The sequence below is a fragment of the Corynebacterium sp. HMSC035E02 genome (assembly GCF_001836065.1).
Taxonomy (GTDB): domain Bacteria; phylum Actinomycetota; class Actinomycetes; order Mycobacteriales; family Mycobacteriaceae; genus Corynebacterium; species Corynebacterium hiratae.
In genome coordinates this window covers 79706-105686 of the sequence record NZ_KV827369.1, presented here as the reverse complement: position 1 = coordinate 105686, position 25981 = coordinate 79706, and the positions used below count along the sequence as shown (strand labels likewise).

Here is a 25981-nt window from a genome sequence, read left to right as displayed (position 1 = left end):
ACTATTGCCTATTAACCCCTAGACGGGCTTTCCTCACAGACAAAGCGCCGCCTCACCACCGTTCCTCCTTCCACTTAGTGGGCAAGGAAGCAACCGGGGTGAGGCGGCGCTGTCTGCTTATCTGCGACAGTATTACTTATCGCGCAGGGTCTGCCCCAGTTCGTGGACCTGAATCATATTCGTGTTACCGGAGATTCCAGGAGGGGTACCGGCGATGACGATGATCATGTCGCCCTCCTTGTACTTGTCCATCCCCAGCAGAGCCTCATCGATGGCTGCCATCATGTCATCGGTGGACTCAACCGCGTCACTCAGGAACGTCTCCGCGCCCCACGTCAAGGCCAGCTGCGAGCGCACCGCCGGGTGCGGGGTAAAGGCCAAAAGCGGCAACGGGGAGTGCAGACGAGCCACGCGCTTGGCGGTATCACCGGACGTCGTAAAGGCCACGATAGCCTTCGCGTTAAGGCGCTCAGCAATATCGCGCGCGGAGTAGGACACAACACCGCGCTTGGTGCGCGGGACGTGCGTCAGCGGAGGAACCTGGCCGCCCTGCTCAGCATTCATCACGATCCGGGACATCGTGCGCACAACATTATGGGGGTCAATGCCGACGGAGGTCTCACCGGAGAGCATGACCGCATCGGCGCCATCGAGCACTGCGTTGGCAACGTCAGAGGCCTCCGCACGAGTCGGGCGCAGGTTGGAGATCATCGAATCGAGCATCTGCGTTGCCACGATCACCGGCTTGGCATTCTCACGAGCGATCTGGATAGCGCGCTTCTGGAACAGCGGAACCTGTTCCAGCGGAACCTCGACGCCGAGGTCACCGCGGGCGATCATGATGGCGTCGAAGGCCAAGACAATGGACTCGAGGGCGTCGACTGCCTCCGGCTTCTCGAGCTTGGCGATGACAGGAACGCGGCGACCTTCCTCATCCATGATCTCGTGGACCTTGTCCACGTCGGCCGGGGAGCGCACGAAGGACAAGGCGACCATGTCTACGCCGAGCTTCAAGGCAAAGCGAAGATCCGCGATGTCCTTTTCCGACAGCGCCGGAACAGAAATGTCCATTCCCGGCAGGGAAACGCCCTTGTTATTCGAGACCGGTCCGCCCTCGGTAACCTCGCAGACAACGTCGTTGCCGTCGACTTCCTTGCACACGACGGCGACCTTGCCATCGTCGATCAGCAGGCGGTCACCCGGCTTCGCGTCCTGTGCCAGGTTCTTGTAGGTGGTGGACACGCGGTCGTGCGTGCCTTCGACGTCATCAACGGTGATGCGGACGATTTCGCCGTCCTTCCACATCTCTTCACCGTTGACGAAACGGCCTAGGCGAATCTTCGGGCCTTGCAGGTCCGCCAAGACGCCGACTGCGTGGCCGGTCTCATCGGTGGCCTCGCGGACCCAGCGGTAGTTCGCCTCGTGGTCCGCATGCTCGCCGTGGGACATGTTCAGACGCGCCACGTTCATGCCTGCTTCAACAAGCCCAAGAATTCCTTCCTTGCTTGCGACTGCAGGACCCAACGTACAAACGATTTTGGTTCTTCTATCCAACATGGAGTGCCTTATTCACATCGGGAGTTTCTAACGGTTCCTAAACTACCCCCGTTTACTGGTCTCGGCCACCACGAACGAAGCTCATGCCGGGTTTTCGACCCGTAACGCCGGTATTCCAAGCGGAAAACGCAACGCCCGTATTGCAGCTACAAACGGGAATAACCGGGCACATCCGGGCATTTCAGTTCCGCCGCACCGGTCTTTAGGTTGCCGTGTTAGGCACCGCAAAAGCCACGTGTGATCCCGGCTACTCCACAGAATCTCAGGGCCTATATCCGGTGGGCACTACCCGCATCGTCACCCTTTAGACTCACCGGCGCTACCCTCGGCAGCGCTGCCCACCGCAGTCTCCGTGGCGCGGGTGGGATCGACTTCCTCCGGCGACTCCTGCCCGCGCGGCAACCGTAAGTACACGATAAGCGCCACGACAAAGCAGACCACGGAAACGATGACGTTGACCCGGAGGCCGAAGATGTGCGTGGCATCGTCCGCACGCATGTTTTCCACGACGAAGCGGCCCGCGGTGTACCCGGCAACATACAGCGCGAAGACACGACCATGGCCAAGCTTGAACGCCTTGTGCGCCCAAAGCAGGAACACGCATACCGCCACGTTCCACACAAGCTCATAGAGAAAGGTCGGATGCACAGAGGCCACTACTTCCCCAGTCGAGCGGCCGCTGATGGGCGCATACTCACCGCTTTCATTAACTCGGTAGTAGATGTCGAGGGCCCACGGGACAGTGGTCTCACGGCCATACAGTTCCTGGTTAAACCAATTGCCCAAGCGGCCGATGGCCTGGGCCAAGATAAGCCCTGGGGCTACGGCATCAGCAAAGGGCCCCAACGGAATACCCTTAAGCTTGAACATGATCCACAGAGCCACCGCACCCAGCGCGACCGCTCCCCATATACCGAGCCCCCCGTTAGTGATTTTCACTGCATCGATCGGATCACACGTGGAGCAAAAGTACTTATCGTAATCCGTAATCACGTGATAGAGGCGCCCGCCAATGATGCCGGCCGGGATTACCACCAGGGCAGCATCCCACACCACGTCAGGGTTGCCACCACGGGCGGTATAGCGGCGCAGCGTCATCCACATCGCAACGAGAATGCCGACGATGATGCACATGGCATAAGCACGAATCGGGACCGGGCCGAGATGCCACACGCCTTGTGGCGGGGAAGGAATATTGGCGAGGTTGTAAATCTGCACGGGAAACAGTGTGCCTGAAAATGACGGCCGCGACAACGCGCTTAGCTTCTACGCGAAGGGCACGCAGGATGTTGGCCTGCGGCCACCAAAGAACGGGCCAAGGTCATCGGGTCCTGGGCAGCCATGATGGACTCACCGACGAGGATGGCATCAGCACCTTGCGAGGCATAAGACAGCACGTTGCGCGGGTTATTAACACCGCCCACCGCGATGCGAGTGATGCTCTCAGGAAGACCGGGCGAAATAGCAGAAAAGGCCTCCCGATTAATAGCATCGGAGGCCAATGACCACGCGTTGATCGCCACGACAGTTCCCCCTGCCTTGATAACGCGATCCACCTCGGCACAGGTGCGGACTTCCAGGATGGCGGTCATCCCGAGGGATTCCACGCGGTCGAGAAGTGACTCGAGGCGAGCTTGGCTGAGCAGCTCCACCTGCAAGGGAATCGCGTCTGCCCCATAACAACGCGCCTCATGAATCTGATAGGGATCAACGATGGTGTCGCGGCACAGCATCGGTAAGTCGACGGCCGCGCGGGCGACCCGCATGTCCTCGAGTGACCCGTGGAAGCGGCGACGATCTGTCTGACAGGCCATCACATGAACCCCTGCTTCCTCCAGGCTATGTGCCAGTTCTGCCACCGACTTCGGGCTATCCAAGTGGGCAATTTCACCGCCATAGGGCACGGCGCGCTTGATTTCGGTGATGATAGAGCATCCCGGGCGCAGCAGAGCTTTCGCGGCATCGCGCGGAGCGTCCATGTCGCGGGACCTCGCTTTAATTTCCTTGAACGGGACACGGGCCTCCCGCGCGGCTACATCAGCCAGCACTCCGGCCACGAGATGATCGACGGCGATCGGGGTAGGCATGATTCCACCTCCCTTCCCCGAAGGAGACTCAAAGAAAGAAACAGGGGCGTTCGAGATCACATTTAGGCTAGCGCGCCCTCACCTCTAACTAGAAATCCGGGGCACCCGTTCCCCGCAACAGGGCCTTTCTCACCAGGCTCTCCGTCACTATGCTCGCCGTCGCGGCGCGTGTGTTTAGGAGGAGCGGGGATCTGTGGGATCAATATCAGCATCCAGCGCGTCCCACATCACGCGGCCGGAATCTTGGGAGGTTTCGAGTTCTTCCTGCAGGCGCTCCTGCCGTACCGCCGGGGTTTCGTATTTGGCTGTGCGGGGTTTATCGGCACCCGGGTTGCTCGCCACCAGCACCGCCCCAAAGAGCGCCAGGGCGGCGCCGACGAGAGCGAGAACTGGGCCCGCAGTCGACGCGTCCGCGGTGAGGACGACGGCCCAATCGGAAATAGTCGTCGTATCCACAGAGGTATCGTTGGTCCCGCCTTGCAGAAGCTCCTGGGCACGCTCCGCCTCGGGGCCGGCGGTCAACAGCGCCACCGGACGCCATCCCGCAGCCGCAGCGGCGAGGGCGGTGATGACGGAGACGATGCGCCGGCCAGTCCGCCCGAGAGCGAAGGCAGCCACGCCACCGGCCAGGACCACCACGCTCAGCGCGATGAGCTCAAGGGACCATAAGGAGCCGGATAGCTCCACCACGCTCGATCCGGCCTTATCGTCTTCGACCGCCGCTTTCACCCACGTCATGCGGGAGGATAGCCACAACAAGATGGCGCCGACCAACATCAGTATGGGTCCGCCGCGCTTAGCCATGATCTTCCTCCCCAAGGAGGTTTCGAGCGTCGAAACAGGTGCGGTCGCCGGTATGGCATGCCCCGCCGCGCTGACGCACGGTGAGCAAAATGGTGTCACCATCGCAATCTAGGCGCGCACCCACTACCTCTTGGGTATTGCCGGACGTCAGCCCTTTAATCCAATACTCTTGACGCGAGCGTGAGTAGTAGGTCCCGCGGCGCGTCGCCAGCGTGTAAGCCAGCGCGTGGTCATCCATCCACGCCAGCATGAGTACCTCACCTCGTTCCGACTGCACGATAGCCGGGACTAGGCCCGCCTCATTGCGCTTGAGCTGCAGGGCAATGTCGTCGCTCAGCTCATAGTCCCCGACGTTCGTGGTGCTGGCGGAGTTAGTGCTGTCCTCTGTCATTGACGGACCTCCTTTCCTGCAGCAGCTAATGCCTGCTTGACCTCGGAAATCTCCACCTCGCCGAAGTGGAAGATACTAGCCGCGAGCACGGCATCCGCTCCAGCGTCGATAGCCGGTGGAAAGTGCTCGGCCTTCCCGGCCCCACCCGAGGCGATGATCGGCACCGAAACCGCTGCACGCACGGCCTCAATCAATTCGAGGTCGAAGCCTGCCTTGGTTCCGTCACCATCCATGGAGTTCAGCAGAATCTCGCCGACCCCCAATTCCTCGCCGCGCTTGGCCCATTCCACAGCGTCGATCCCCGCGGAGCGTGTGCCGCCATGCGTGGTGACCTCAAATCTGCTGGGAAAGCCCGCCGCACGGCGAGCATCGACGGACAACACGATGCACTGAGAACCAAACACATCCGCGAGCTCTCGCAACAACTCGGGGCGCGCAATGGCGGAAGAATTAACGGACACCTTATCGGCACCAGCCCGCAATAGCTCACGAACGTCCTCCACCGACCGCACGCCGCCGCCGACGGTTAGTGGGATGAACACCTGATCCGCCGTGCGGCGAACGACGTCGAGCATGGTGCCGCGGCCGTCCTTGGACGCGGAGACATCCAAGAATGTCAGCTCATCAGCGCCCAGCTGACCATAGCGAGCGGCCAGCTCCACTGGGTCGCCGGCATCACGCAGGTTTTCAAAGTTGACGCCTTTGACCACGCGGCCATTATCAACGTCCAGACACGGGATCACGCGCACGGCAAGCGCCATGGTGACAATCCTCCTCATAGCTAAAGGTGAGATAAACAGCAGTCCACTCGGGACCACCGAACGGTGATGAACATAGTAGGAAAACGGTAAAACGTTAAAGAATAAGTCCGGGATTCAGCGCCAGTGCTGAGCACCGGTTTCAGCCCCGGGACGGGGCCTATTTAGCGGTCCCCACGCGGATTTCGAGCAATGGCCTCCAAAATCGTGGCATGCACCTGCGGGGTCCCGCCCACGAAACCCTTCGAGTGTGCAGTCCACTCATTGCCCTCGGGGTCGCTCACACGGCCACCGGCAGCCTTAATGATGAGCGCGCCCGCCGCGTTATCCCACGGGTGCGGCGAGAAATTCACTGCACCGTCGAACACGCCCTGAGCGACAAAAGCGTTGTCCAGCCCCACCGACCCAGTCATGCGGGGCCGCAACCCGGTCTCCCGTAGGTCGTTGAATAGGCTCGTGGGCAGGTGCGAGGAGCAGCCCACGTGTCCGCGCGCTTCGTCGAATCCGAGAGCCTCCTCTCCTCCCCCGAACCCGGTCGCCGGGCCGCCGGTCGTACGCAGCGGCATCCCTTGCGCCGCAACAACACGGCGGTTCAACAATGGAAAGTCGGCGACGGCGACGACCGGCTTTGCATCGTGCAGGAGCGAAACAAGAATGCCGCAGCACGGATTCCCAGCCGAGTAGTTCGCGGTTCCGTCTACCGGATCCACAACCCACACCGTCTCCTCCAAGTTGCCACCGGACTCTTCACCGAACACCGGAATGCCGGTGAGCTGGCCCAATGTCTGGCGCAACTGCTGTTCGATGAGCAGATCCACCTCGGTAGCAAAGTCTCCTTCGCCTTTGAAACGCGCGGGTGCCGCGCCGAGGCCCCTGCGGAAGAGATCATCAACCTGGTCCACCGCGGCTTCCGCAAAGGCAACAAGTTCGCGCGGATCCGACGCTGAAGTTCCTGTCATCGGGGCCATAGGCCTACTTCTCCTCGATCGGGTCGATGTATTCCTCTCCCGGCAGCGGGGTAACCTCCGCAACGGCTGCAAGAGCCTCCTCCAAGGTGAAGCGCTCTTCGTAGAGTGCTTTACCGATGATGGCGGAATCGATCCCCTCGTTCTCGTAAAGAGCCAACTCGCGCAGATCGTCGAGAGTGGAAATGCCGCCGGAAGCAGTCACCTTGGCGTCCGTGGCGGCCGCCACCTCACGCAGCAGCTCGATATTGGGCCCCTGGAGCGTGCCATCCTTCGACACATCCGTCACCACGAAACGGGTGCAGCCAGCTGCGTCAAGGCGCTCGAGCACCTCCCAGAGGTCCCCGCCATCGGATACCCAGCCGTGACCGCGTGTGCGCCACTCACCATCCACCATCCGGACGGCGAGGTCCACTGCAATGCGGTCGCCATGCTCTGCGAGGACCTTGGCAATCCATTCTGGGTTTTCCAGCGCCGCGGTTCCAATATTGACGCGGCGGGCACCAGTGGCCAGTGCGCGCGCCAAGGAATCGTCGTCCCGGATGCCTCCGGTCAATTCCACGTCTAGGTCCACGCTCGTCGTAATTTCAGCGAGCAGCTCGTGATTGGAGCCACGACCGAAGGCGGCGTCCAAATCCACCGCGTGCAACCACTGCGCGCCTTGGGCCTGCCATTTGAGGGCGGCCTCCCGCGGCGATCCATAGGACTTTTCGGTTCCTGCTTCTCCTTGGTCGAGGCGTACTGCCTGACCATCAACGACGTCAACCGCGGGCAACAGTGTAAAGCTCATGGTGGGTAGTCTACCTTTCACGCGGGCTCTTTAAAGCGTTCCAATCCAGTTCTTTAGCAGCTGCGAGCCCACATCACCCGATTTCTCCGGATGGAACTGAGTGGCCCACAACGCACCGTTTTCTACCGCGGCGACAAAGCGGTCACCGCCATACTCAGACCACGCCACCTTCGGTGGCTCAGTAATCTCGGTCTCGAGCTCCCAGCTGCGCGCGGCATAGGAGTGCACGAAATAGAAGCGGTCATCCGCGCTCACGCCTTCAAACATGCAGCTACCGCTGGGAAGCTCCACGGTGTTCCATCCCATGTGGGGGAGGACGGGAGCCTGCAAGCGGGTGACCTCCCCGGGCCACTCGCCGCAACCTTCGGTGTGCACGCCGTGTTCAGTGCCTGACTCAAAAAGAATCTGCATACCCACACAGATTCCCAGGACGGGGCGCCCGCCAGCCAAGCGTTGGCCGATAATCCGTGGTCCCTGCGCGGCGCGCAGCCCCTCCATGCAGGCAGCGAAGGCGCCCACGCCGGGGACTAGGAGGCCATCGGCCTCCACGGCGGTCTTGGGGTCCGCGGTGACCGTCACGGTAGCGCCGACCCGCTCCAGCGCGCGCACTGCCGACCGGACATTGCCAGCACCATAATCCAGGACTACTACGTCGTATGAGCTCATCGTGGCTCCTTTCCGGGCCTCCTCGGCCTTCTAATCATGCGCAGGCGAGTCTGAATATCATTCAGCTCGCTCACACGGGTCTTGCCCAAAGCGCGGTCAGCCACGGACATGAGCAGGCCAACCGCAATGATGGCGGCACCAGCCGCGAAGGCGCCATCGTATCCGGACATAGCCACGACGGCGCCGAGAACCGTCGAACCAAGTCCAGTTCCACCGTCGTAGAAGATATTCCACACCGCAGAACCTTCGGACAGGCGCTCGCGAGGGAGACGGTCGAACATCGACAACAAGGCCTCGTTCTGGACGATGCCGAAACCCGCACCATAGATGACCGTGCCGAAGACGAGCAGCCATACTGACCATTCTTGCCACAGCACGGCGGCGATTAGACCCACACCAAAGACTGAGAAAGCCTGGGCTGGAATCATCAACGTGCCTGGCTGGCCCACGCGGTCCGCCACGACACCGGCGACATAGCGTGAAATCATGGCCGCGCCACCGATCACGGACAGCATGAGGCCACCCAGGACAGCGCCACGCTCAGGATCCAGCTCGCGCACCGCCGGGGAAATGAAATTGGAGGCGACGCCGTAGCTCACGGAGAAACTGGTCAGAGCGAGCGCTGGGACGAGCACAAGCTTCCACATTGGTGCCCGCGGAGTGGTATCCGTTGGGTCCGGCAACCCCACTGGAGCTGCCTTGATTTGCGGTACCAAAATGCAGGTAAAGAATCCCAGCAGGCCAAGGCCAGCGGCTAGGAGATACACCGTGTTGTAGTTAAAGGCTGAAGCCACTGCGAGACCCAAAGGCAAGAACGCCATCTGGGCTGCACCGATGAACAAACCGAAGATACCGGTGGCCTTGCCCAGCAAACGCCGCGGCGTAATTTCTGCGATGAGAGCGTTCTCCGCCACTGTGAGAGCGCCAAAACCGATGCCGCGCAGGGCGGAGAATCCCAGGGCGATCGGGGCGGCATCGCCCAGCATGTGCCCCAATGCCGGCAGCCCCAGCAACAGTGCCGAGGCCGCCATGATCGGACGGTACCCAAAGATGCGCAGCAGCATCGGAGTCGCCATCTGGGTAAGCACCGTGGCCAACATGAACACGCCGGTGGTGGCGCCAGCCAACGTGGCGGAGCCACCGGAGTCCAGCACGGCCAGGGGCACCACTGGAAGCAGGACCGACCAGGCACCGAAGGCGGAAACCACCGCGATCATGGTTTCCTTAAAGCCGGCGACCTTCCATACGCTCTGAGGGGTCTTTTCCGTCACTTCGCTGCCACCCCCGCTGAGAAGATGTCAAGCATCCAGGCCAGCGCCGCGATCGCGGAGACCGCCGCGAGCGCACCCGCGACCACGGTCATCAGCACCGAGCCATTCTGATACGCCGCCCACGCGCCGCCGACGAGCAAACCGGTGACCAGAAAGAGAATGAGAACCAACAAGTTCATAACGGCTTAGAGGGCTCCCTTCGTCGAAGGAACTCCGGTCACGCGCGGATCCCGCTCAGTAGCCTGGCGCAGGGCGCGGGCCACCGCCTTGTACTCAGCCTCCGTGATGTGGTGCGGATCGCGGCCGTACCGCACGTTGACATGCAGAGTCGTCGCCGAGTGCGTGGCAAAGGTTTCGAAGAAGTGACGGTTGATCACCGTGGCGTAGTGCCCGCCGATGACCTGCCACTCCATGTTTTCCGGTTCGCCATTCATCACGAAGTAGGGGCGCCCAGAAATGTCGACGACGGCCTCCACCAGTGCCTCATCCATGGGCAGCAGCTGGGACCCGAAACGGCGGATACCGGACTTGTCCCCCAATGCTTCCAGGAAGGCACGGCCGAGAACAATCGCGGTGTCTTCGACGGTGTGGTGGGCATCGATGTCGATATCGCCGTCGGCGTGGACGCGAAGGTCGAAGGAGCCGTGGGTGCACACAGCATTCAGCATGTGATCAAAGAACGGCAGCCCCGTCGAAATATCCGCTTGGCCGGTGCCATCGAGGTTGATTTCTACAGAGATTTTTGTCTCCCCAGTAACGCGCTCGGCGCGGCCAATGCGGTCGCCGCCATCGCGGCGTGCAGCTTCATCAGCGCTCATCGTCCCCACTCTCCTCCTTCAAATCGTGCCCCATAGGAGGGGCTCAGTTAATCATCTCTACTGTATCTGCCAAGTCCTCTGCGGCCGAAAGGAAGGCATCATTCTCTTCAGGCAGGCCAATCGTGGCGCGCAGGAGTCCCGGTACGCCGTTATCTCGGATCAAGACATCGCGGTCCAGGAACCCCTGCCACACCGCGTGCTGATCGGCAAAGCGTCCGAAGGACACGAAGTTGGATTCGCTCGGCACCACGTAGTACCCGAGCTCCTGGAGCCGTGCGACAACCCGGTCCCGCTCCGCCGACAGCTTCGCCACGGTGCCCAAAGTCTCCTCCTTGTGTGTCAGAGCCACGGTGGCCGCGATCTGGGAGAGGACAGAGAGGTGATAGGGCAGGCGGACGAGCATCACGGCTTCCACGAAAGCCGGATCGGCCACGAAGTAGCCCAAGCGTCCGCCGGCGAAATCGAAGGCCTTGGACATCGTGCGTGAGACCACGAGCTTGGTCGGATATTTCGCCAGCAGCGTGGTGGCAGAAGGTGAAGGCGAGAACTCCATGTAGGCCTCGTCCACGATGACGATGCCCGGCGCGGCCTGCACGATCTTCTCCACTAGGTCGATCGGGGTGACGTCACCGGTGGGATTGTTCGGGGTGGTAATAAAGACAACGTCGGGGCGGTGCTTGGCGACGGCCTCCAGCGCCTCCTTTTCCGCAATGCGGAAATCCTCGTTCCGCGGGCAGGAGATGAATTCGGTTTGGGTGCCCGCGCACAGGATGGGGTGCATGGAATAGCTCGGGGTAAATCCCAGCGCGCTGCGCCCCGGCCCTCCGAAGGCTTGGAGCAGCTGCTGCAGCACCTCGTTGGAACCATTGGCCGCCCACACGTTGTCCACGCTGACATTCACGCCGGTCTGCTCACTGACATACCCCGCCAGCGCTGTGCGCAGTTCGACGGCGTCGCGCTCTGGATAGCGGTTGAGCTCTCGGGCGTGCTTTTCGACGGCCGCCACGATGTCCTTGACCAGCGCCTCCGACGGCGGGTAGGGGTTCTCGTTGGTGTTGAGCTGGTTGGTCACCGTCAGCTGCGGGGCTCCATAGGCACTGGAGCCGCGCAATTCTTCGCGCAGGGGAAGATCCTTCAACTCAGCCATTACTTAAGCCTCTACTTTCTGGGTATCTGGGGCATCGGCGAATCGTGCAGCAATTGCTTCACCGTGGGCAGGCAGTGCCTCCGCGGTGGCAAAGGCAATCACATTCTCCGCCACCTCCCCGAGTGCTGCGCGGTCATACTCGATGAGGTTGACCGGGCGCAGGAAGGTGTGCGTCGACAGCCCAGCGCTAAACCGCGCGGTTCCCGAGGTGGGCAAGACGTGGTTGGAGCCAGCGGAGTAATCACCGAGCGGCACCGGCGAATAATCACCCACGAAAATGGCACCGGCGTGGCGGATACGCTCCGCTACTGCCCGGGCATTCTTCGTGTGAACCTCCAAGTGCTCAGCGGCATAGGCGTCCGCGACAGCAATGCCCGCTTCGAGGTCATCGACCAACACGATGCCGGACTGTTCGCCGCGCAAAGCCTCAGCTGCGCGCTCGGCGTTCGCGGTGGCGGTGTAGCGCTGAGCTACTTCCGCATTCACGGCGGCAGCAAGCTCCTCCGAGTCGGTGATGAGCACGGAGGCAGCCATCGGATCATGCTCCGCCTGAGAAATGAGGTCATAGGCCACGTAGACCGGGTTGGCGGTCTCGTCGGCCAGGATAACGATCTCGGTGGGGCCGGCTTCCGCATCGATACCCACCACGCCGTGTACCGCGCGCTTGGCAGCAGCAACAAAGACATTGCCGGGGCCGGTGATGATGTCCACGGGCTCAAGAGCATCCTCCCCCGTGGCGGGTTCATCGTCGCCGTAGGCCAGCAAGGCGATGGCTTGTCCACCACCGACTGCCCAGACATCGTCCACGCCGAGCATGTGGCACGTAGCCAGCACCGTCGGGTGCGGCAGGCCGCCGAATTCCTTCTGCGGCGGAGAAGCCACGACCATCGCTTCAGCGCCTGCTTCTTGGGCCGGGACGGCATTCATAATGACGGAGGATGGGTACACCGCCTTGCCTCCTGGCACATACAGTCCTACCCGCTCAATGGGTTGAAAAACCTCGGTAACCGTTGCACCTGGCGCCAGCGTTGTCGTGTGTGGGGCCGGCTTCTGGTCCGCGTGAACGGCGCGCACGCGGGCGATAGATTCTTCGATAGCTGCCCGGACCTGAGGGGCCAGTTCTTGGGCCGCCTTCTCGAGCTCCTCATGCGGGACCCGCACCGTGGCGGGGCGGATGCCATCGAATTTCTCACCAAAGTCGAGGGCCGCCGCAACACCACCTTCTCGCACCTTGTTCACCATGGGGATAACAATGTCCATGACTGAGGAAACATCGGTTCCGCCTCGCGGCAATACTCGGCGCAGGCGGGAGGTGGTGAGAGTCTCTCCGCGCAGGTCAATGGTTCGTAGCATGCTCAAGCCCTTTTCATAATATACAGCCGCATAATATGCAGCGGTTTCTATACCTTCCCATTACTATACCCGTGCCAAAAAGCCAGCGAGCTGGCAGGTGCAGGTTATAGAATGTGTCACTACTAACACGTTCCGGCACCCCGACTCGGCGAAGGGAGGCGGCGAGATGAGCAACGGCGCCGAAGGTAATGACAGCCACTCCACCTCGGATCTGCTTGCCCGTGTGGAGCACCTCGCGCACCGCGAAAGCCTCCACTGCATCCGGGTCAGCGCGCACGAACTCCTCTTCCCCCATCCGCCGCTCGGGGAGACCCGTGCCTTTATGGATACCGAGGGCGAGCCTATTTTGCGCTTCTGCACCACCCACCACGGTGTCTTGGGCTTCGGCGATATCCCCGCACTCAGCGAGTTCGTCAACGACTGGAACCACGATTGTCTTTCGCCGCAGCTCGTGCTCAATTATTCCTCCCCGACCGAGGTCGAGGTGTGGGGCCATTCCTTCCTCGTCGTGCACCAGAAACCCACGGCGGCCCAGCTCTCCGCCTCTGTCGTTCCTGCGCTGCACAACGCGTCGGCCTGCCTTGAGGAATTAGCGGATTATTTCCCCGTTCTGACGCTTCCCCGCCCGGCGGCTCCGGAAGAACAGATAGAGCTCGACGGCCCCGTCGGCACAGTCGACACCGCTCGTCTCGGGGAGCTGTTACCCGCCCTCGGTATTACGCGTTTCCAAGCAGATGCGGAAGAGGCCGTCTACGCGTGGATTAACGATGTCCTCTTTGCCTTCGCCATCGACTCTGGGCCGAGCCTCATCATTAAAGGCCATTGGGATCCCAACCTCCCAGGCAGCGAATTCTCCAAAATTTTCCTCATCTGCAATGACTGGAACCGCACCAACCACTCGGCTTCTGCCTTCTGCCACTCCAACGTCGATGGCTTGCAGGTGCGCATTGACTACGCCGTCATGACGGGCGCTGGGCTTTCCGACGCCCAACTGATCACCGCCCTAGGCCGCGGCATCAAACACGTCCTCCACGGCATCGATGACATTTCACGCGATGCTGTGGGCTCCTCCCCCGTCGCTTGGCCCTAAGGAGCCTCTGCCTCAGCCACCATTGCCTCCGCTTCTTCGTCGTCCACGGCACGAGGAGGATTGACAAATACTGCGGACCAGTACGTAAACATGGCCATGAACGGCCCCACGAGCCAGGCGATGCCGGGCGAGAATTTCGGCACGAACTCCACAATTTCCCCGGGATCGTCCGGGATACTCGTTGCGGTAGCTCCACCAAAGACGTAGAACGACGCCGCGCCAGCCAAGGAAGCCAGGGCTACCCACAGCAATACCCCGACGCCGCGGTAGCGCTCGCCGCGCCGATAGGCAATAAGCCCCAACGCCATACCCAGGGCACCGGTAATGAGTACAAAAGTAATGTAGGAATCAAACTGAACGTTAGCGACGTTGCGCAGGGCGTAGCCGCCATCATCAACCCGGTGCCCCTTCAGGGCAGGACGCCACAGCCCCCACGCGGCGCCGGCCACAGAAAACCCGAGGAGCGCTAACGCGAGCAACCCCGCACCAAATCCGATGGCGCGGGGTATGCGAAAGCTAGGTGCACGCAGTGCAGGCACGATATGTTCTAGCCGCAGAAGGTCCAGTTGCCGTTCTCACGCTTGAAGCGCATGGTGGAGCTGTCCATGCCCTTGCTGGTGTTGACGTTCACGGTTGCGGATGCATCGTCACCGTTGACCACGACATCGTTGATGGACTCAACACCGGTCTTGGACCAGTCAAAGCCTTCCATCTGCGAGGTGTCCTGGCCAGCTGCCGCCATCATGTCCTTGAGCTGGTCCATCGGAACATCCGGAACCTGGTTGTAGTCCACCTGGTCAAGGCCGGAGTTCGGGTCGTTGCGCACTTCAGCGCAGGTGTGCTCCGGGAGGTACTTCACGAAGGAACGCATGGTCTGCTGCTCGTACATGCCACGGACCAGACCATTGATGCCGTCAATGTCTTCCTGGCTTGCAGCCTCACCCTGGACCGGCTCAACCTTCGGCATGCTCTGGAACGGATCCACACCGTTCTCGAAGGGGTTAGCCATGGCCTGGTTTTCGCCGCCCTCGGGGTTCTCCCCTTCCGGCTTCGGATCGGCGTTCTCGCCGTCCTTATTCTCTTCGCCTTCCTTCTTTTCGTCTCCCTCCTTCTTTTCAGAATCCTTCTCCTTCGACTGCCCCTCGGAGGTCTTGTCCTTGGACTCCGTCGTGGTGGTGGTCTTCACCGCGGAGGAAGCGGTATCGGTAGCGTTCTCATCATCGGAACCGCAAGCAGCCAAGGAGAGCGGCGCGACGAGCGCAACAGCGACGAGGGACTTCTTGGCAGGTGTCAGAAAAGACAAGGGATAACTCCTAATATCTATAGAGAGCGATAGTAAAACCACGCTGGGCGTGGCAGTTGCTCTTGGGCACTTCACATAACCCTAACAAGGCATGATTGTATAAACCCTACACTTCACCTTGAAGCTTCCTGTGAGCCACGCTTGGTGTTTTTCCGCGCCGCGTAGAGTGGGTTGTTGTGCACCTTTCTCGCGACGCTATCGTTTCCACCGCCCTCGAGCTCTTGACACGCTACGGGCTCGCCGATGTCACCATGCGCCGTGTTGCCACCAACCTCGGCGTTGCTCCCGGCGCGCTGTACTGGCATGTGGCCAATAAGCAATCGCTCATCGCCGCAATGACCTCCGAGATCCTCTCCCCCGTTACAGGAGAGACCACAACGGAGCTGGTCAGCTCCCTTCATGGGGAACTCACACGCTGGCGCGACGGCGCCGAAGTCGCCATAGCAGGTGCCGCTTTCCCCGAATCCTCAGCAAGTTCTGACTTGGAGGAGCTTTTCACCTCCGCGTTGAAGCGGGAAGCCCCCGGGGCATCACCGGAGGATAGTGGCGTCGCCGCCCGCGCTCTCATCCATTACGTCCTGGGAGCGACCTTCATGGAGCAATCCCGAGAACAGCTCAGTGGGGCGTCACCAAGCGCAGCTCCCTCAGCGTCGAATGCTGTGTCAGGCGTTGACACCTTGGTGCGCGCCGCAGAACTCATGGTCGCGGGTTTACGCACGCTGTGAACCGATCGCATGCAGCGGAATTGACTAAACTAAGCCTCATGACTGAGACCCGTGCTGATATAACGCCATCTCGCCAGGTGTGGCCTGGTTCCCCCTCCCCACTCGGCTCCACCTTCGATGGGGCCGGTACTAATTTTGCTATCTTTTCCGAGATCGCCGAGAAGGTCGAGCTCTGCCTCATCGATCACAACGGCAACGAAGAACGCATTGAACTGACCGAGATCACCGCCCACGTCTGGCATGCCTACCTTCCCAACGTCAGCCCGGGGCAGCGCTATGGCTACCGCATCCATGGCCCTTATGAACCAGAACATGGCCTGCGCTGCGATCCTTCAAAGCTTCTTGTCGATCCTTATGCTCGCGCCTTCGACGGTGATTTTGATGGCGATGCCTCTCTGTACTCCTACGATATCTTCGCGGACGAGCCCGGCACCGGACGCAACGACGATGATTCCCTAGGCCACACAATGCTGTCGGTGGTGATTAATCCCTTCTTCGAGTGGCACGGCGACAACCGCCCCCACACGCCAGATAACGAGACCATCATCTACGAAGCCCACGTCAAGGGCATGACGATGACGCACCCGGATGTTCCGGAGGAGCTGCGCGGAACCTATGCCGGCATGGCACACCCGGCCATCATCAACTACTTCAAGGACCTGGGTGTGACAGCCGTCGAGCTGCTGCCAGTCCACCAGTTCCTGCAGGATGATCGCCTGCGCCAGCTGGGGCTGCGCAACTACTGGGGCTATAACACCTTCGGCTTCTTCGCGCCCCATGCGGACTATGCCTACGCCAAGAAGCCCGGCGAGGTGGTCGCCGAGTTCAAGGCCATGGTTCGCGCCTACCACGAGGCCGGCATCGAAATCATCCTCGACGTTGTCTACAACCACACCGCCGAGGGCAACCACATGGGTCCGACCATTGCTTTCCGCGGCATTGATAACCACGCCTATTACCGGTTGGTTGATGACAACCCCGAGCACTACATGGACTACACCGGCACCGGTAACTCTCTTAATGTCCGCCACCCGCACTCCCTCCAGTTGATCATGGATTCGCTGCGCTACTGGGTAACGGAAATGCGCGTCGACGGCTTCCGCTTCGACCTGGCTTCCACCTTGGCGCGCGAGCTTGATGACGTCGACAAGCTGGCTACCTTCTTCGATCTAGTCCAGCAAGATCCGGTGGTTTCCAAGGTCAAGCTCATCGCCGAGCCCTGGGACGTGGGCCATAACGGCTACCAGGTTGGTAACTTCCCGCCCATTTGGAGCGAGTGGAACGGCAAGTACCGCGACACCGTCCGTGACTTTTGGCGCGGCGAGCCGTCGACGATGGGCGAGTTTGCCTCGCGCCTGACCGGATCTTCCGACCTCTACGCCAACAACGGCCGCCGCCCCACCGCGTCCATCAATTTCATCACCGCGCACGATGGCTTCACGCTGCGTGATTTGGTCTCCTACAACGAAAAACACAATGCCGAAAACGGAGAAGACAACCGCGACGGTGAATCCCACAACCGCTCCTGGAACCACGGTGTGGAGGGCCCCACTGACGACGAAGAGATTAAGAAGCTTCGCCGCCGCCAGGTGCGTAACTTCCTCACCACCCTTCTGCTGTCCCAGGGCACCCCGATGCTATGCCACGGCGATGAGCTGGGCCGCACCCAGGGTGGCAACAACAATGTGTACTGCCAAGACAACGAGATTTCGTGGATCGATTGGTCGATGTTGGAGCAAGAGAAGAACATCGCCATGCACGGCTTTACCAAGCGCCTGATTAATATCCGCAAGAACCACCCGGTGTTCCGTCGCCAGCGTTTCTTGGCCGGCGGCCCCTTCGGTTCTGAGGTGAAAGACCGAGATATTGCGTGGCTGGTTCCCTCCGGCAAGCTGATGACCCCTGAAGACTGGGACTTTGAGTTCGGTAAGGCGCTTATGGTCTACCTCAACGGCAACGCGATTACGGAGACGACTGCCCGGGGTGAGCGCATCACGGATGATTCCTTCATCATGATCTTCAACGCTCACCACGAGGAGATCGAGTTCACTCTGCCGAAGAAGGACTTGGGTGCTAGCTGGCGCCTCATCGTGGATACGTCTGACTCCGGTGGCTACCCAGATGAAGAAAAGCTCATCGCGGCTGAGGGATCCATCGTGGTGCAACCGCGCACGTCGCTCATCCTCCGCCAGACCGAGCCGCCGGTTTTCGATGACAGCGATGAGTCCGCCGGAGCAGACGAGAACTAGACTGCTCCTTTACCACCTACGCTCTGCTCCCCTGTCCTGAAAGGAATCTGTGTCCTATACCGCCCATGGCGCTGTCATTGATGTCACCGCCGATGCCCTCACGTTCCGCCGCTCCCAGCTTGCTGCGTCCCTCGGCGCACCGGCCCACGAGGCTCTCTCGATGGCCGATGCCACGAGCGTGGAGTGCACGGCGCCAACGGCCACGGGCTTCGGGCAGGTCGTGGTGCGCGGCACGGTCGATGCTGCGGGGAATGCTGGGGACACGGTCATCCGCTTCGCCCCAGGCCAGGACGCGGAGGCCTTCGCTCAGGCGGTCAAGGCCGCCCTCCGCGGCGAAGCGCCGGCGACCAGCAGCCGAGTCGACGGACTGAATTTCACCGCTGTCGATGTGGAAACCGCTAACGACAACTGGGGTTCGGTCTGCCAAATCGGAGCGGTCCGCTTCCGCGATGGTGAAGAAACTGAGTCCCGCACGTGGCTGTGTACTCCCCCGCCGGGTCTGGAGCACTTCGACGATGTCAACATCAGTATCCACGGCATCACAGCAGACGACGTCGCCGGCGCTTCCCCCTTCGCGGACGCCGCTGCCGAGCTCTTCGAGTTCCTCGGTTCCGACACGTTGGTCGCCCACAACGCGCAATTCGATTCCACCGCTTTGCGCAGTGGCCTCCAGAAGGCGGCGGCTCCAGTCCCAGAAGTGCGCCTAGCATGTTCGCTAGCGCTGGCTCGCGACGCCTCCCGCGCCGGCGTTATCGACGTGGCCAACCATAAGCTTCCCACCGTTGCCTCCTACATTGGCGCCGAAGATTTTCAGCACCACGAGGCCACGGCGGATGCCCGCGCCGCTGGGGAAATTGTCAGTGCCTTGGCTCAACGTTTTGGCCACTCCGGTTCCATCGAGGAATTGTTCTCTACCCGCGAGTTTGCACTGGGAACCTTAAGCGAGGATTCGGTTATCCCTGTCCTCCGCGCCAACACCGCACCGCTTTCCGCAGCAGACCTAGGCGCAGGTACAGATTTCCGCGACAACACCCGCATGGCGGGTGCTACCTCGGGTGCTCAGAAGAAGCGCTCCTCCTCGCAGGAGCGCCGCGGGCCGGCCCCGTGGCAGTCCGTGTCCACCCCGGACACCATCCCGGATCCGAACCCCGATGCCGACCCGGAAGGCGCGTTGTTTGGCCAGAATGTCACCCTCACCGGTGACTTTGAGCCTTTCGACAAGGGCTTGTTGTGGTCCAAGATCGCTGAGCGCGGCGGCCAGGTAGGCAAAAACGTCACGAAGAAGACCACCATCCTCGTCGTGGGCCAGTGGGCCACCAAGACGTCGAAGGAAAAGCGTGCCGAAGAGCTGCAAAGCAACGGCCAGGACATCGCCATCTGGCAGTCCGACAAGCTCTTAGAGGAACTGCAGCTCGACGAAGCCCCACCGTTCTAGGCAGTAAAAGGCGCTAGGGCGCTAGGGCATCCAAGCTCTAGCGCGCAGTGAAATTTCTCTTCTCCGGTGGGAACCTGTGGGCGCAAGACACAGTCCAATAAAGGCAAGGAATCCGCACTAGCCTACCTTTCACGGAGACGAACACATGACCATCGCGCTGCCCACCTCGCTTCACGTCGATCACCTACTCCCTTCGCTCTGCCCGAGCGAAGAGCTCAACGGAATTAAGCTGTGCGATGATGGCTTCGGCGACTCGCCCGCGCGCATCCAGCTCTCGCGGACGCTATCGATGTCCATGGTGCACGGCACGGGTGCCGAAACCAAGCGCGTGAGCCAGCGTGCGTTGGACGATCTGGGCCTGACTACGCGCCAAGCGTGGGATACCGCAGCGCTTAATCTTCAACGCCGCGCGTTAACACAGCAGGGACTGCGTTTCTTTACCCGGCCAGCGGAGCAGAGTCTCAGCGGCGCTGAAGGCAGCCTCGAGGTGCGCGTGCATCGCTGCACCGTATCGTCGTGGTTGGCGCATCCGCAGGCCTTCGTTATCCTGGATAATCATCTGAAACGCTTGAGCCAAGCCACGAGCATTACCTACCTCGTTCCTGATGCGCACACCCTCTACGCGCTGCTAAACGTTTCCCCACAGCGAGCGACGGAACTGGCCTGCCGCGCGGCTGAGTTGCGCCCGCGCCATCGTCCCCCTCTGAGCCTGCAACCACTAGTATTGGCTAACGGCTTCCCTCTCGAGGTGTAGATACGCCTCACGTCATTCTTGCCGTGGCCGAAAGGAGTCACGTTCTTCACGATGCCTGAATCATCCATGTCCCGCCTGGGCAACCAGTACCACTCCTGGGTACGCGCGCACCCCACCGCGGCGCAAGACTTCCGCGACGCCATCGAGGACTTGCTGAACGACGCCGGAATTATCTTCGACCGCGTGGCCACCCGCGTAAAACAATGGCCGTCGCTCAAGGCCAAGGCGAAAAAGCGTCGGGAGAACGGCGAGCTCATGTATCCGAGCCCGTGGGAGGATATTCACGATGTCTTAGGCGTGCGGATTACTGTCTTCCACTCCACGATTATCCCAGAGGCCCTGGAGGTTTTAGGAGAGACCTTTACCGTGCTTCGCTCAGTGGATAAGGCAGCGGAGACGCGAATTTCCGGTGGCTTTGGTTATGGCTCCCATCACTTGGTACTGACGGTATCGGAGGATAGCGCCGCCACGCTGGAGGAACTTGAGCCTTATATCGGCTGGACCTTCGAGATTCAGATTCGCACCGTACTCCAGCACGCGTGGGCCGAGTTCGAACACGATATCCGCTACAAACAGGGTCCGAATCCTCCCTCCCCACAGGTCGATCGGCTCTTTACGCTCGCCGCAGGCCTCATTGAGCTGGCGGATCAGCAATTCGATGAAATCGCCGCGCTCAAGGCTCCCAGCTCTGAGGCGGACGATGACGTGGAAATCACGGCAGAGACCCTCCCCGGCGTCCTCGCCATCATTCTGGGTAACCGCTTTCCGCGTTCACGCTCGGAGCACTACCGCTTCCTGGCGGAGCTTTTAGAAAACAACGGCATCAATCGTCTAAGCCAGCTCAGGCAGCTACTCGATGATGACGACATCGCCCACGTTCACGACGCCATGCGCTACCGCTTCCGCCCGGGCCAGGTCAGGCTTATCGACGACCTGCTGCTCAACAAATTCGGCGCCCAGCACATCGAGGCCACCGCCGATGCCGGAGACCGCAGGGACCGCAAGCGCCGTTTGAATGCTCGACTTAAGGCCTTAAAGAACTTCCGGAATAATTAGCGGAATCCACCACGGAACTTCTCCATCTGCCGGCGCTCCTTCTTCGTGGGGCGGCCGGCACCGCGCGGGCGGACCGGGACGGAGGGCATGAACTCCTTCGGCGGTGGCGGCGGGGCATGGTCGATGTAACAGGTGCGCGCAATCGGGGCGCCGACGCGCTTGGACACGGTAGCAAGCACCTCAAGGTCATGCTCGTGATGGTTGCGCCACACGCGCACGCGGTCGCCGGGCACAACCTGCTGCGCGGGCTTGGTGGCGTTGCCGTTGAGTTTGACGTGCCCGGCGCGCACGGCGGTGGCGGCTTCCGAGCGCGTCTTGAACATGCGCACGGACCAGACCCAGGCATCGATGCGCACGGGCCGCCCGTCGGGCTGATTCACCATGGGTTCTTAAAAGTTGTGGTTCTCGTTCACGATCTTCTGGATTTTAATCCAGTTGTACCCGCCACCCACCACGGCAACGATGAGGCCAATCGCCATGAAGGTCCAGAAACCGGTGAGCGCCCAGCCCAAGAGGACACCGCCGGCGACGCCGCCCACGACGCAGATAGCTCCGTTGCGGGCGTGGGTGCGCACGGCTTGCTTGCGTTGCTCAATGGGGTTGTTGGGGCGTCGCTGCATAGTCATGGGGCTTATTCTACATGGCCAGAAGCTAGCGGCCTGAAAGCTCGACCCAGGCAGTTCCAGCTTCCTTCGGTTCTGCCTCGCCCTGGGTCAGCGCCGCGAGCGTCGCCGCGAGTTCCTCCTTGCCGCCGGGCTCCACAGACACGGTGAAGGTCACCGCCTGGCCGTAGGCGGTATCCACCATGTCCACGCCACGGTTGCGCAACTCCGCCTCCAGCCGCCCGGCCTCCGCGTGCGAAACCTCGACGGTATAGAGCTCGCGCAAGGCACGCGTGACGGGCTCAACCTGCTCCATCGTCTCGCTGACGGCACCTCCATAGGCGTGCACGAGCCCGCCCGCGCCCAGCTTGATACCGCCGAAGTAGCGCACCACGACCGCGCAGATATCGAGCAGTCCGGAGCCCTTCAGAACATCGAGCATCGGCTTGCCCGCCGTGCCGGAGGGCTCGCCATCATCGGAGGAGCGCTCCACTGGATTCGAGCCGTCAACGTGGTAGATGTAGGCCGAGCAGTGGTGGCGGGCGTCAGGGAAGCGGTCGCGGGCGCCGTCGATAAGCGTGCGTGCTTCCTCTTCCGTCGTGGCGCGACCGATGAGGGTGATAAACCGCGAGCGCTTGATCTCAATCTCGTGCTCGACAATCTCACCGGCGGCGGGGCGCTGATAGCTCTCCAGCATTATGCGACGAGGAAGTCGTACTCAGGCGTGCCGGGCTGAAGCTGCTGGCAATTGAGCTTCGACGCCTCCATGCGCTCGAGTAGTCCGTCAATGCCTGCGGCACTCCCCAGCTCGATACCTACCAGCGCGGCGCCGGTCTCACGGTTGTTGCGCTTGAGGTACTCGAACAGCGTGATGTCATCTTCTGGGCCAAGAACATCCTGGAGGAAGTGGCGCAACTGGCCGGGCTCCTGCGGGAAGTTCACCAGGAAGTAGTGCTTGAGTCCGCGGTGCACCAGGGAGCGCTCCATGATTTCGGCATAGCGAAGCACGTCATTATTGCCGCCGGAAATCACGCAGACCACCGTTGAGCCCGGCTGTAGGTTGAGCGTGCGCAGGCCGGTCACGCTCAGCGCGCCGGCGGGTTCGGCGATGATGCCCTCGTTTTGGTAGAGCGCGAGCTGCTCCGTGCACACGGCGCCTTCCGAGACGATGTCATGGTGCAGGCGGCCCTGGTTGGCTTCCAAAATCTTGAAAGGCAGCTCACCGATGCGCTTGACGGCAGCACCGTCGACGAAAGGATCGACGGTCTCCAGGGTCACCGGCTCACCGGCCGCAAACGCAGCGCTCAGCGACGCCGCCCCGGCCGGCTCAATGCCCACCACCGCGGTGCGCGGGGCCATATCGGCGAGGTAAGAGGTGATGCCGGAAATGAGTCCGCCGCCGCCCACGGGGACCACCACGGTATCCAAGGACTTGCCCATTGAGGACAGCTGGGACACGATTTCCGCGGCCACAGTTCCCTGACCGGTGACGGTATCGCGCGAGTCGAAAGGCTCGATGAAGAAGGCGCCGCGCTCGGCGGCATCCGCGTGCGCGGCCGCAGCCGCCTCGTCGAAGTTGGCGCCGGTGACCACCAACTCCACGAAATCACCACCGTGAACCAGGATGCGGTCGCGTTTTTGCTTCGGGGTCGGTTCCGGCACGTAGATCTTGCCGTGGATTCCCATGGTGCGGCAGGCGTAGGCGACGCCCTGGGCGTGATTTCCCGCCGAGGCGGTAACTATCCCCTGCGTGCGCTGCTCTTCGCTGAGGTTTGACATGCCGTAAATAGCCCCGCGGATCTTGTAGGAGCGCACATCCTGCAGATCTTCGCGCTTCAGGTACACCTCATAACCTGTCTCTTGGGACAGGCGCGGGCAGTACTGCAGCGGAGTCGGGGCAATCTCCGAGCTAATTCGCGATTGGGCCAGTTGGATATCAGAGGCGTGGATAGGCTCGAAGTCTTGCGGGATGGTTGTCATGGTGGCTTATTTTAGCGCCCCGCCCTCCACGCGTCGCACATTACCTAGCAATCGACCGGTTCACCGAACGTTTACCCAGATCTCGCTTGGCCGCAACTTACTGTTCCCCAAAAGCACTAGGGGCAAACGTACGGTGGTGCGGAATCTTTTCGTCTCGCAACAAGGAGTCTTTCTGCATGTCTCGTTCTATCTCCCGCCGCTCCCTCACCCTGTGCGCTGCGACCGCCACGTGTCTTAGCCTGGCTGTGCCGACTTCCTCGGCCGCGATTGTGGATAACGTCATCGAGCACTCTGCTGCGGACGCTAACCTCAAGGTCACCCCGATTGGCACCTATGAGTCTGGGGTCTACGAAGAGTCCGCCGCAGAGATCGTGGCCTTCCACCCGGCCTCCAAGCGCATTCTCACCGTCAACGCGCATGCGGGCCAGATTGATGTCCTCGATGCTTCGGATCCGACCAAGCTCACGCTCATCGGTTCCATTTCTGCTGGCGAGGGCAAGGAAATCAACTCCGTGGCCGTGCGCCCCGATGGCCTGGCTGTGGCCGCCGTCCAGCAAGCGGACAAGACCGAGGAGGGCGAAGCACTGTTCTTCAACGCCGCGGCCGAGGACCTGGCGACCGCCGAATTAGGGCGCGTGATGGTGGGCGCGTTGCCGGATAACGTCCACATCACCGCCGATGGTGGCTACGCTCTCCTCGCCAATGAGGGCGAGCCCTCGAACGAGCTCAACGCCGAGGGCACCGATTACGTCACGGACCCGGAAGGTTCCGTCTCCGTCATTAAGCTGCCGGAGGGTGTTGAGGCTCCAACCCAAGCGGACGCCCGTATCGCCGACTTCTCTGCCTTCGACGGTCAGCCTTTGCCGGAGGGCGTGCGCGTCTTCGGCCCCTCCGGCCACGATTCCAAGCCCTCAATCGACTTCGAGCCGGAGTACATCACCTCCCAGGACGGCAAGGCCTTTGTAACGCTGCAGGAGGCCAACGCCATCGGTGTCATTGACATCGAGTCCGCCACCGTGGAAAAGATTCTGCCCGCACACATTGCGGATCACTCGACAGTCCCGCTGGACCCCTCGAACAAGGATGACAAGGCGGAGCTGCGCACCATCCCGGTTAAGGGTCTGTCCATGCCCGATTCCATCGGTGCCTTCACCGCTGGCGGCCACACCTACTTCGCCACCGCGAACGAGGGCGACGCCCGCGAATGGGGCGTGGAGGAGAAGGACGGCGGTTCCGGCGTTTACACCGATGAGGTGGAGCTCAAGGACGTGGTCGAGGATGGCAAGGTGTGCGAGGGCGCGCTTGGCGACGTCGACCTGGACAAGCTCGCCGACAAGAAGGAAGCCGGCAACCTGAAGCTGAGCAACGCCTCTGGCTGGAACGAAGAGAAGGGCTGCTTCGACGAGCTTTATGCTTACGGCTCCCGCTCCTTCAGCATCTACGACGCGGAGGGCAACGTTGTCTTCGACTCCGGTGCCGAGTTCGAAAAGATCACCGCCGAGCTCAACGAGCCGGGCGTGTTCCACCACAACGCCGATAATGAGAGCGCCGAGTTTGATGACCGCTCCGACAACAAGGGCCCCGAGCCCGAGGCTCTCACTATCGGCACCGTGGGAGATCGCACATACGCCTTCATCGGCGCGGAGCGCGTCGGCGGCGTCTTCGTCTACGATGTCACCGACCCTGCTAACTCTTCCTTCGTTACCTACGTCAACAACCGCGACTTCTCCACCGACGAGTCCGCTGCTGCCGGCGACCTAGGCCCGGAGGGCTTTGCCTTCGTCGACAAGGCGGACTCCCCCAACGGCGAGTACCTGCTCATCGTCGGCAACGAGGTATCCGGAACCACGACCGTCTACTCCGTGAAGGATCTCCTCGCTGGCGACAAGGACGACGAGGAGAAGCCGGACGAGAATCCGGATGAGAACCCTGGCGATGACTCGCAGGACCAGGACGACCAGAACAAGGACGGCCAGAGCTCCCGCCCATCCACCGCGGCCATCATCGCTGGTTCTGTCATCGGTGTCGTCGCCGCCCTAGCCGCTGCCGTAGGTCTGCTGCGTGCCCCGGGTATCCGTGAAACGGTTCTCAGCCTGGCCCCAGCACCGCTGCGCGAGCAGCTGGAGAAGTTCCTCTAACCCCTACCGCGCTCACGGGGAGGGCTGCTACATTGAAGTGGG

Annotated in this window: 27 protein-coding genes; 7 read left to right on the top strand and 20 right to left on the bottom strand. The window is 61.5% G+C overall.

Annotation, left to right across the window (positions count from 1 at the left end; all coding sequences use genetic code 11):
• Positions 1–132 precede the first annotated feature (132 nt).
• The 14 genes from pyk to hisD form a co-directional block, all read right to left on the bottom strand.
• Positions 133–1554 (bottom strand): pyruvate kinase, encoded by a 1422-nt coding sequence (gene pyk / locus HMPREF2635_RS10080; protein WP_070515803.1) that lies wholly within the window; start codon positions 1552–1554, stop codon positions 133–135.
• A 300-nt stretch (positions 1555–1854) separates the two neighbouring features.
• Entirely contained in the window at positions 1855–2775 is a 921-nt protein-coding gene (gene lgt / locus HMPREF2635_RS10075) for a prolipoprotein diacylglyceryl transferase (RefSeq protein WP_070821691.1), read from the bottom strand.
• 41 nt (positions 2776–2816) lie between these two features.
• Positions 2817–3644, bottom strand: coding sequence for an indole-3-glycerol phosphate synthase TrpC (locus HMPREF2635_RS10070; RefSeq protein WP_070682071.1), 828 nt, complete (start codon positions 3642–3644; stop codon positions 2817–2819).
• Between the two features lie 174 nt (positions 3645–3818).
• A complete protein-coding gene (locus HMPREF2635_RS10065) occupies positions 3819–4448 on the bottom strand; it encodes a TIGR02234 family membrane protein (protein WP_070512554.1) in 630 nt (209 codons plus the stop codon).
• A complete protein-coding gene (gene hisI / locus HMPREF2635_RS10060) occupies positions 4441–4839 on the bottom strand; it encodes a phosphoribosyl-AMP cyclohydrolase (RefSeq protein ID WP_070512551.1) in 399 nt (132 codons plus the stop codon). Before hisI ends, HMPREF2635_RS10065 begins: the two co-directional genes overlap by 8 nt.
• On the bottom strand, positions 4836–5600 hold the full coding sequence (gene hisF, locus HMPREF2635_RS10055) for an imidazole glycerol phosphate synthase subunit HisF (protein WP_070512547.1): 765 nt from the start codon (positions 5598–5600) through the stop codon (positions 4836–4838). The genes hisI and hisF overlap by 4 nt, the downstream gene beginning before the upstream one ends.
• 161 nt (positions 5601–5761) lie before the next feature.
• Positions 5762–6565, bottom strand: a complete 804-nt coding sequence (locus tag HMPREF2635_RS10050) for an inositol monophosphatase family protein (protein ID WP_070512542.1) — start codon at positions 6563–6565, stop codon at positions 5762–5764.
• A 4-nt stretch (positions 6566–6569) separates the two neighbouring features.
• Positions 6570–7352, bottom strand: coding sequence for a bifunctional 1-(5-phosphoribosyl)-5-((5-phosphoribosylamino)methylideneamino)imidazole-4-carboxamide isomerase/phosphoribosylanthranilate isomerase PriA (gene priA, locus HMPREF2635_RS10045; protein WP_049155328.1), 783 nt, complete (start codon positions 7350–7352; stop codon positions 6570–6572).
• Positions 7353–7382: 30 nt separating this feature from the next.
• Positions 7383–8018, bottom strand: coding sequence for an imidazole glycerol phosphate synthase subunit HisH (gene hisH, locus HMPREF2635_RS10040; RefSeq protein ID WP_070512539.1), 636 nt, complete (start codon positions 8016–8018; stop codon positions 7383–7385).
• Positions 8015–9235 carry an MFS transporter gene (locus HMPREF2635_RS10035; protein WP_049155324.1) on the bottom strand — a complete coding sequence of 407 codons (1221 nt, stop codon included), beginning with the start codon at positions 9233–9235 and terminating at the stop codon, positions 8015–8017. Before HMPREF2635_RS10035 ends, hisH begins: the two co-directional genes overlap by 4 nt.
• Before the next feature lie 50 nt (positions 9236–9285).
• Positions 9286–9468: a hypothetical protein gene (locus HMPREF2635_RS10030; RefSeq protein ID WP_049155322.1), complete on the bottom strand. Its 183-nt coding sequence runs from the start codon at positions 9466–9468 to the stop codon at positions 9286–9288.
• Positions 9469–9474: 6 nt separating this feature from the next.
• Positions 9475–10107: an imidazoleglycerol-phosphate dehydratase HisB gene (hisB, locus tag HMPREF2635_RS10025; RefSeq protein WP_049155321.1), complete on the bottom strand. Its 633-nt coding sequence runs from the start codon at positions 10105–10107 to the stop codon at positions 9475–9477.
• A gap of 43 nt (positions 10108–10150) precedes the next feature.
• Positions 10151–11254, bottom strand: coding sequence for a histidinol-phosphate transaminase (locus HMPREF2635_RS10020; protein ID WP_049155319.1), 1104 nt, complete (start codon positions 11252–11254; stop codon positions 10151–10153).
• A gap of 3 nt (positions 11255–11257) precedes the next feature.
• A complete protein-coding gene (gene hisD / locus HMPREF2635_RS10015; protein ID WP_070512537.1) occupies positions 11258–12607 on the bottom strand; it encodes a histidinol dehydrogenase in 1350 nt (449 codons plus the stop codon).
• Positions 12608–12773: 166 nt separating this feature from the next.
• Here hisD and HMPREF2635_RS10010 point away from each other — a divergent pair, with 166 nt between their 5' ends.
• The gene (locus HMPREF2635_RS10010; RefSeq protein WP_070512533.1) at positions 12774–13697 is read left to right on the top strand and encodes a YbjN domain-containing protein; all 924 of its coding nucleotides are present in this window, start codon (positions 12774–12776) and stop codon (positions 13695–13697) included.
• Here the strand turns inward: HMPREF2635_RS10010 and HMPREF2635_RS10005 are convergent.
• Both HMPREF2635_RS10005 and HMPREF2635_RS10000 read right to left on the bottom strand, forming a co-directional pair.
• Positions 13694–14236 carry a hypothetical protein gene (locus HMPREF2635_RS10005; RefSeq protein ID WP_232751663.1) on the bottom strand — a complete coding sequence of 181 codons (543 nt, stop codon included), beginning with the start codon at positions 14234–14236 and terminating at the stop codon, positions 13694–13696. The two genes, HMPREF2635_RS10010 and HMPREF2635_RS10005, sit on opposite strands and share 4 nt — an antisense overlap.
• A gap of 8 nt (positions 14237–14244) precedes the next feature.
• Positions 14245–15000: a hypothetical protein gene (locus HMPREF2635_RS10000; protein WP_049155315.1), complete on the bottom strand. Its 756-nt coding sequence runs from the start codon at positions 14998–15000 to the stop codon at positions 14245–14247.
• Positions 15001–15176: 176 nt separating this feature from the next.
• On the opposite strand from HMPREF2635_RS10000, the gene HMPREF2635_RS09995 reads away from it, so the two are divergent.
• From HMPREF2635_RS09995 to HMPREF2635_RS09975, 5 genes are all read left to right on the top strand, one after another.
• Positions 15177–15725: a TetR family transcriptional regulator gene (locus HMPREF2635_RS09995; RefSeq protein ID WP_049155313.1), complete on the top strand. Its 549-nt coding sequence runs from the start codon at positions 15177–15179 to the stop codon at positions 15723–15725.
• A 38-nt stretch (positions 15726–15763) separates the two neighbouring features.
• On the top strand, positions 15764–17974 hold the full coding sequence (gene glgX, locus HMPREF2635_RS09990) for a glycogen debranching protein GlgX (protein ID WP_070512529.1): 2211 nt from the start codon (positions 15764–15766) through the stop codon (positions 17972–17974).
• A 49-nt stretch (positions 17975–18023) separates the two neighbouring features.
• A complete protein-coding gene (locus HMPREF2635_RS09985; protein WP_070515713.1) occupies positions 18024–19409 on the top strand; it encodes a 3'-5' exonuclease in 1386 nt (461 codons plus the stop codon).
• A gap of 145 nt (positions 19410–19554) precedes the next feature.
• Positions 19555–20163 carry a hypothetical protein gene (locus HMPREF2635_RS09980; RefSeq protein WP_070512523.1) on the top strand — a complete coding sequence of 203 codons (609 nt, stop codon included), beginning with the start codon at positions 19555–19557 and terminating at the stop codon, positions 20161–20163.
• Between the two features lie 51 nt (positions 20164–20214).
• The gene (locus HMPREF2635_RS09975; RefSeq protein ID WP_070821690.1) at positions 20215–21219 is read left to right on the top strand and encodes a GTP pyrophosphokinase; all 1005 of its coding nucleotides are present in this window, start codon (positions 20215–20217) and stop codon (positions 21217–21219) included.
• Here HMPREF2635_RS09975 and HMPREF2635_RS09970 read toward each other — a convergent pair.
• The 4 genes from HMPREF2635_RS09970 to ilvA are packed head-to-tail and all read right to left on the bottom strand — an operon-like array spanning position 21216 to position 23801.
• Positions 21216–21602 carry an RNA-binding S4 domain-containing protein gene (locus HMPREF2635_RS09970; RefSeq protein WP_010190494.1) on the bottom strand — a complete coding sequence of 129 codons (387 nt, stop codon included), beginning with the start codon at positions 21600–21602 and terminating at the stop codon, positions 21216–21218. The genes HMPREF2635_RS09975 and HMPREF2635_RS09970 overlap by 4 nt on opposite strands.
• Positions 21603–21608: 6 nt before the next feature.
• The gene (locus tag HMPREF2635_RS09965; RefSeq protein ID WP_070821689.1) at positions 21609–21845 is read right to left on the bottom strand and encodes a hypothetical protein; all 237 of its coding nucleotides are present in this window, start codon (positions 21843–21845) and stop codon (positions 21609–21611) included.
• 25 nt (positions 21846–21870) lie between these two features.
• A complete protein-coding gene (locus tag HMPREF2635_RS09960; protein WP_046647993.1) occupies positions 21871–22518 on the bottom strand; it encodes a YigZ family protein in 648 nt (215 codons plus the stop codon).
• Positions 22518–23801 carry a threonine ammonia-lyase IlvA gene (gene ilvA, locus HMPREF2635_RS09955; protein WP_070512516.1) on the bottom strand — a complete coding sequence of 428 codons (1284 nt, stop codon included), beginning with the start codon at positions 23799–23801 and terminating at the stop codon, positions 22518–22520. The genes HMPREF2635_RS09960 and ilvA overlap by 1 nt, the downstream gene beginning before the upstream one ends.
• A gap of 176 nt (positions 23802–23977) precedes the next feature.
• Between ilvA and HMPREF2635_RS09950 the strand changes: the two genes are divergently transcribed.
• Positions 23978–25939, top strand: coding sequence for a choice-of-anchor I family protein (locus HMPREF2635_RS09950; RefSeq protein ID WP_070512513.1), 1962 nt, complete (start codon positions 23978–23980; stop codon positions 25937–25939).
• Positions 25940–25981: the final 42 nt, after the last annotated feature.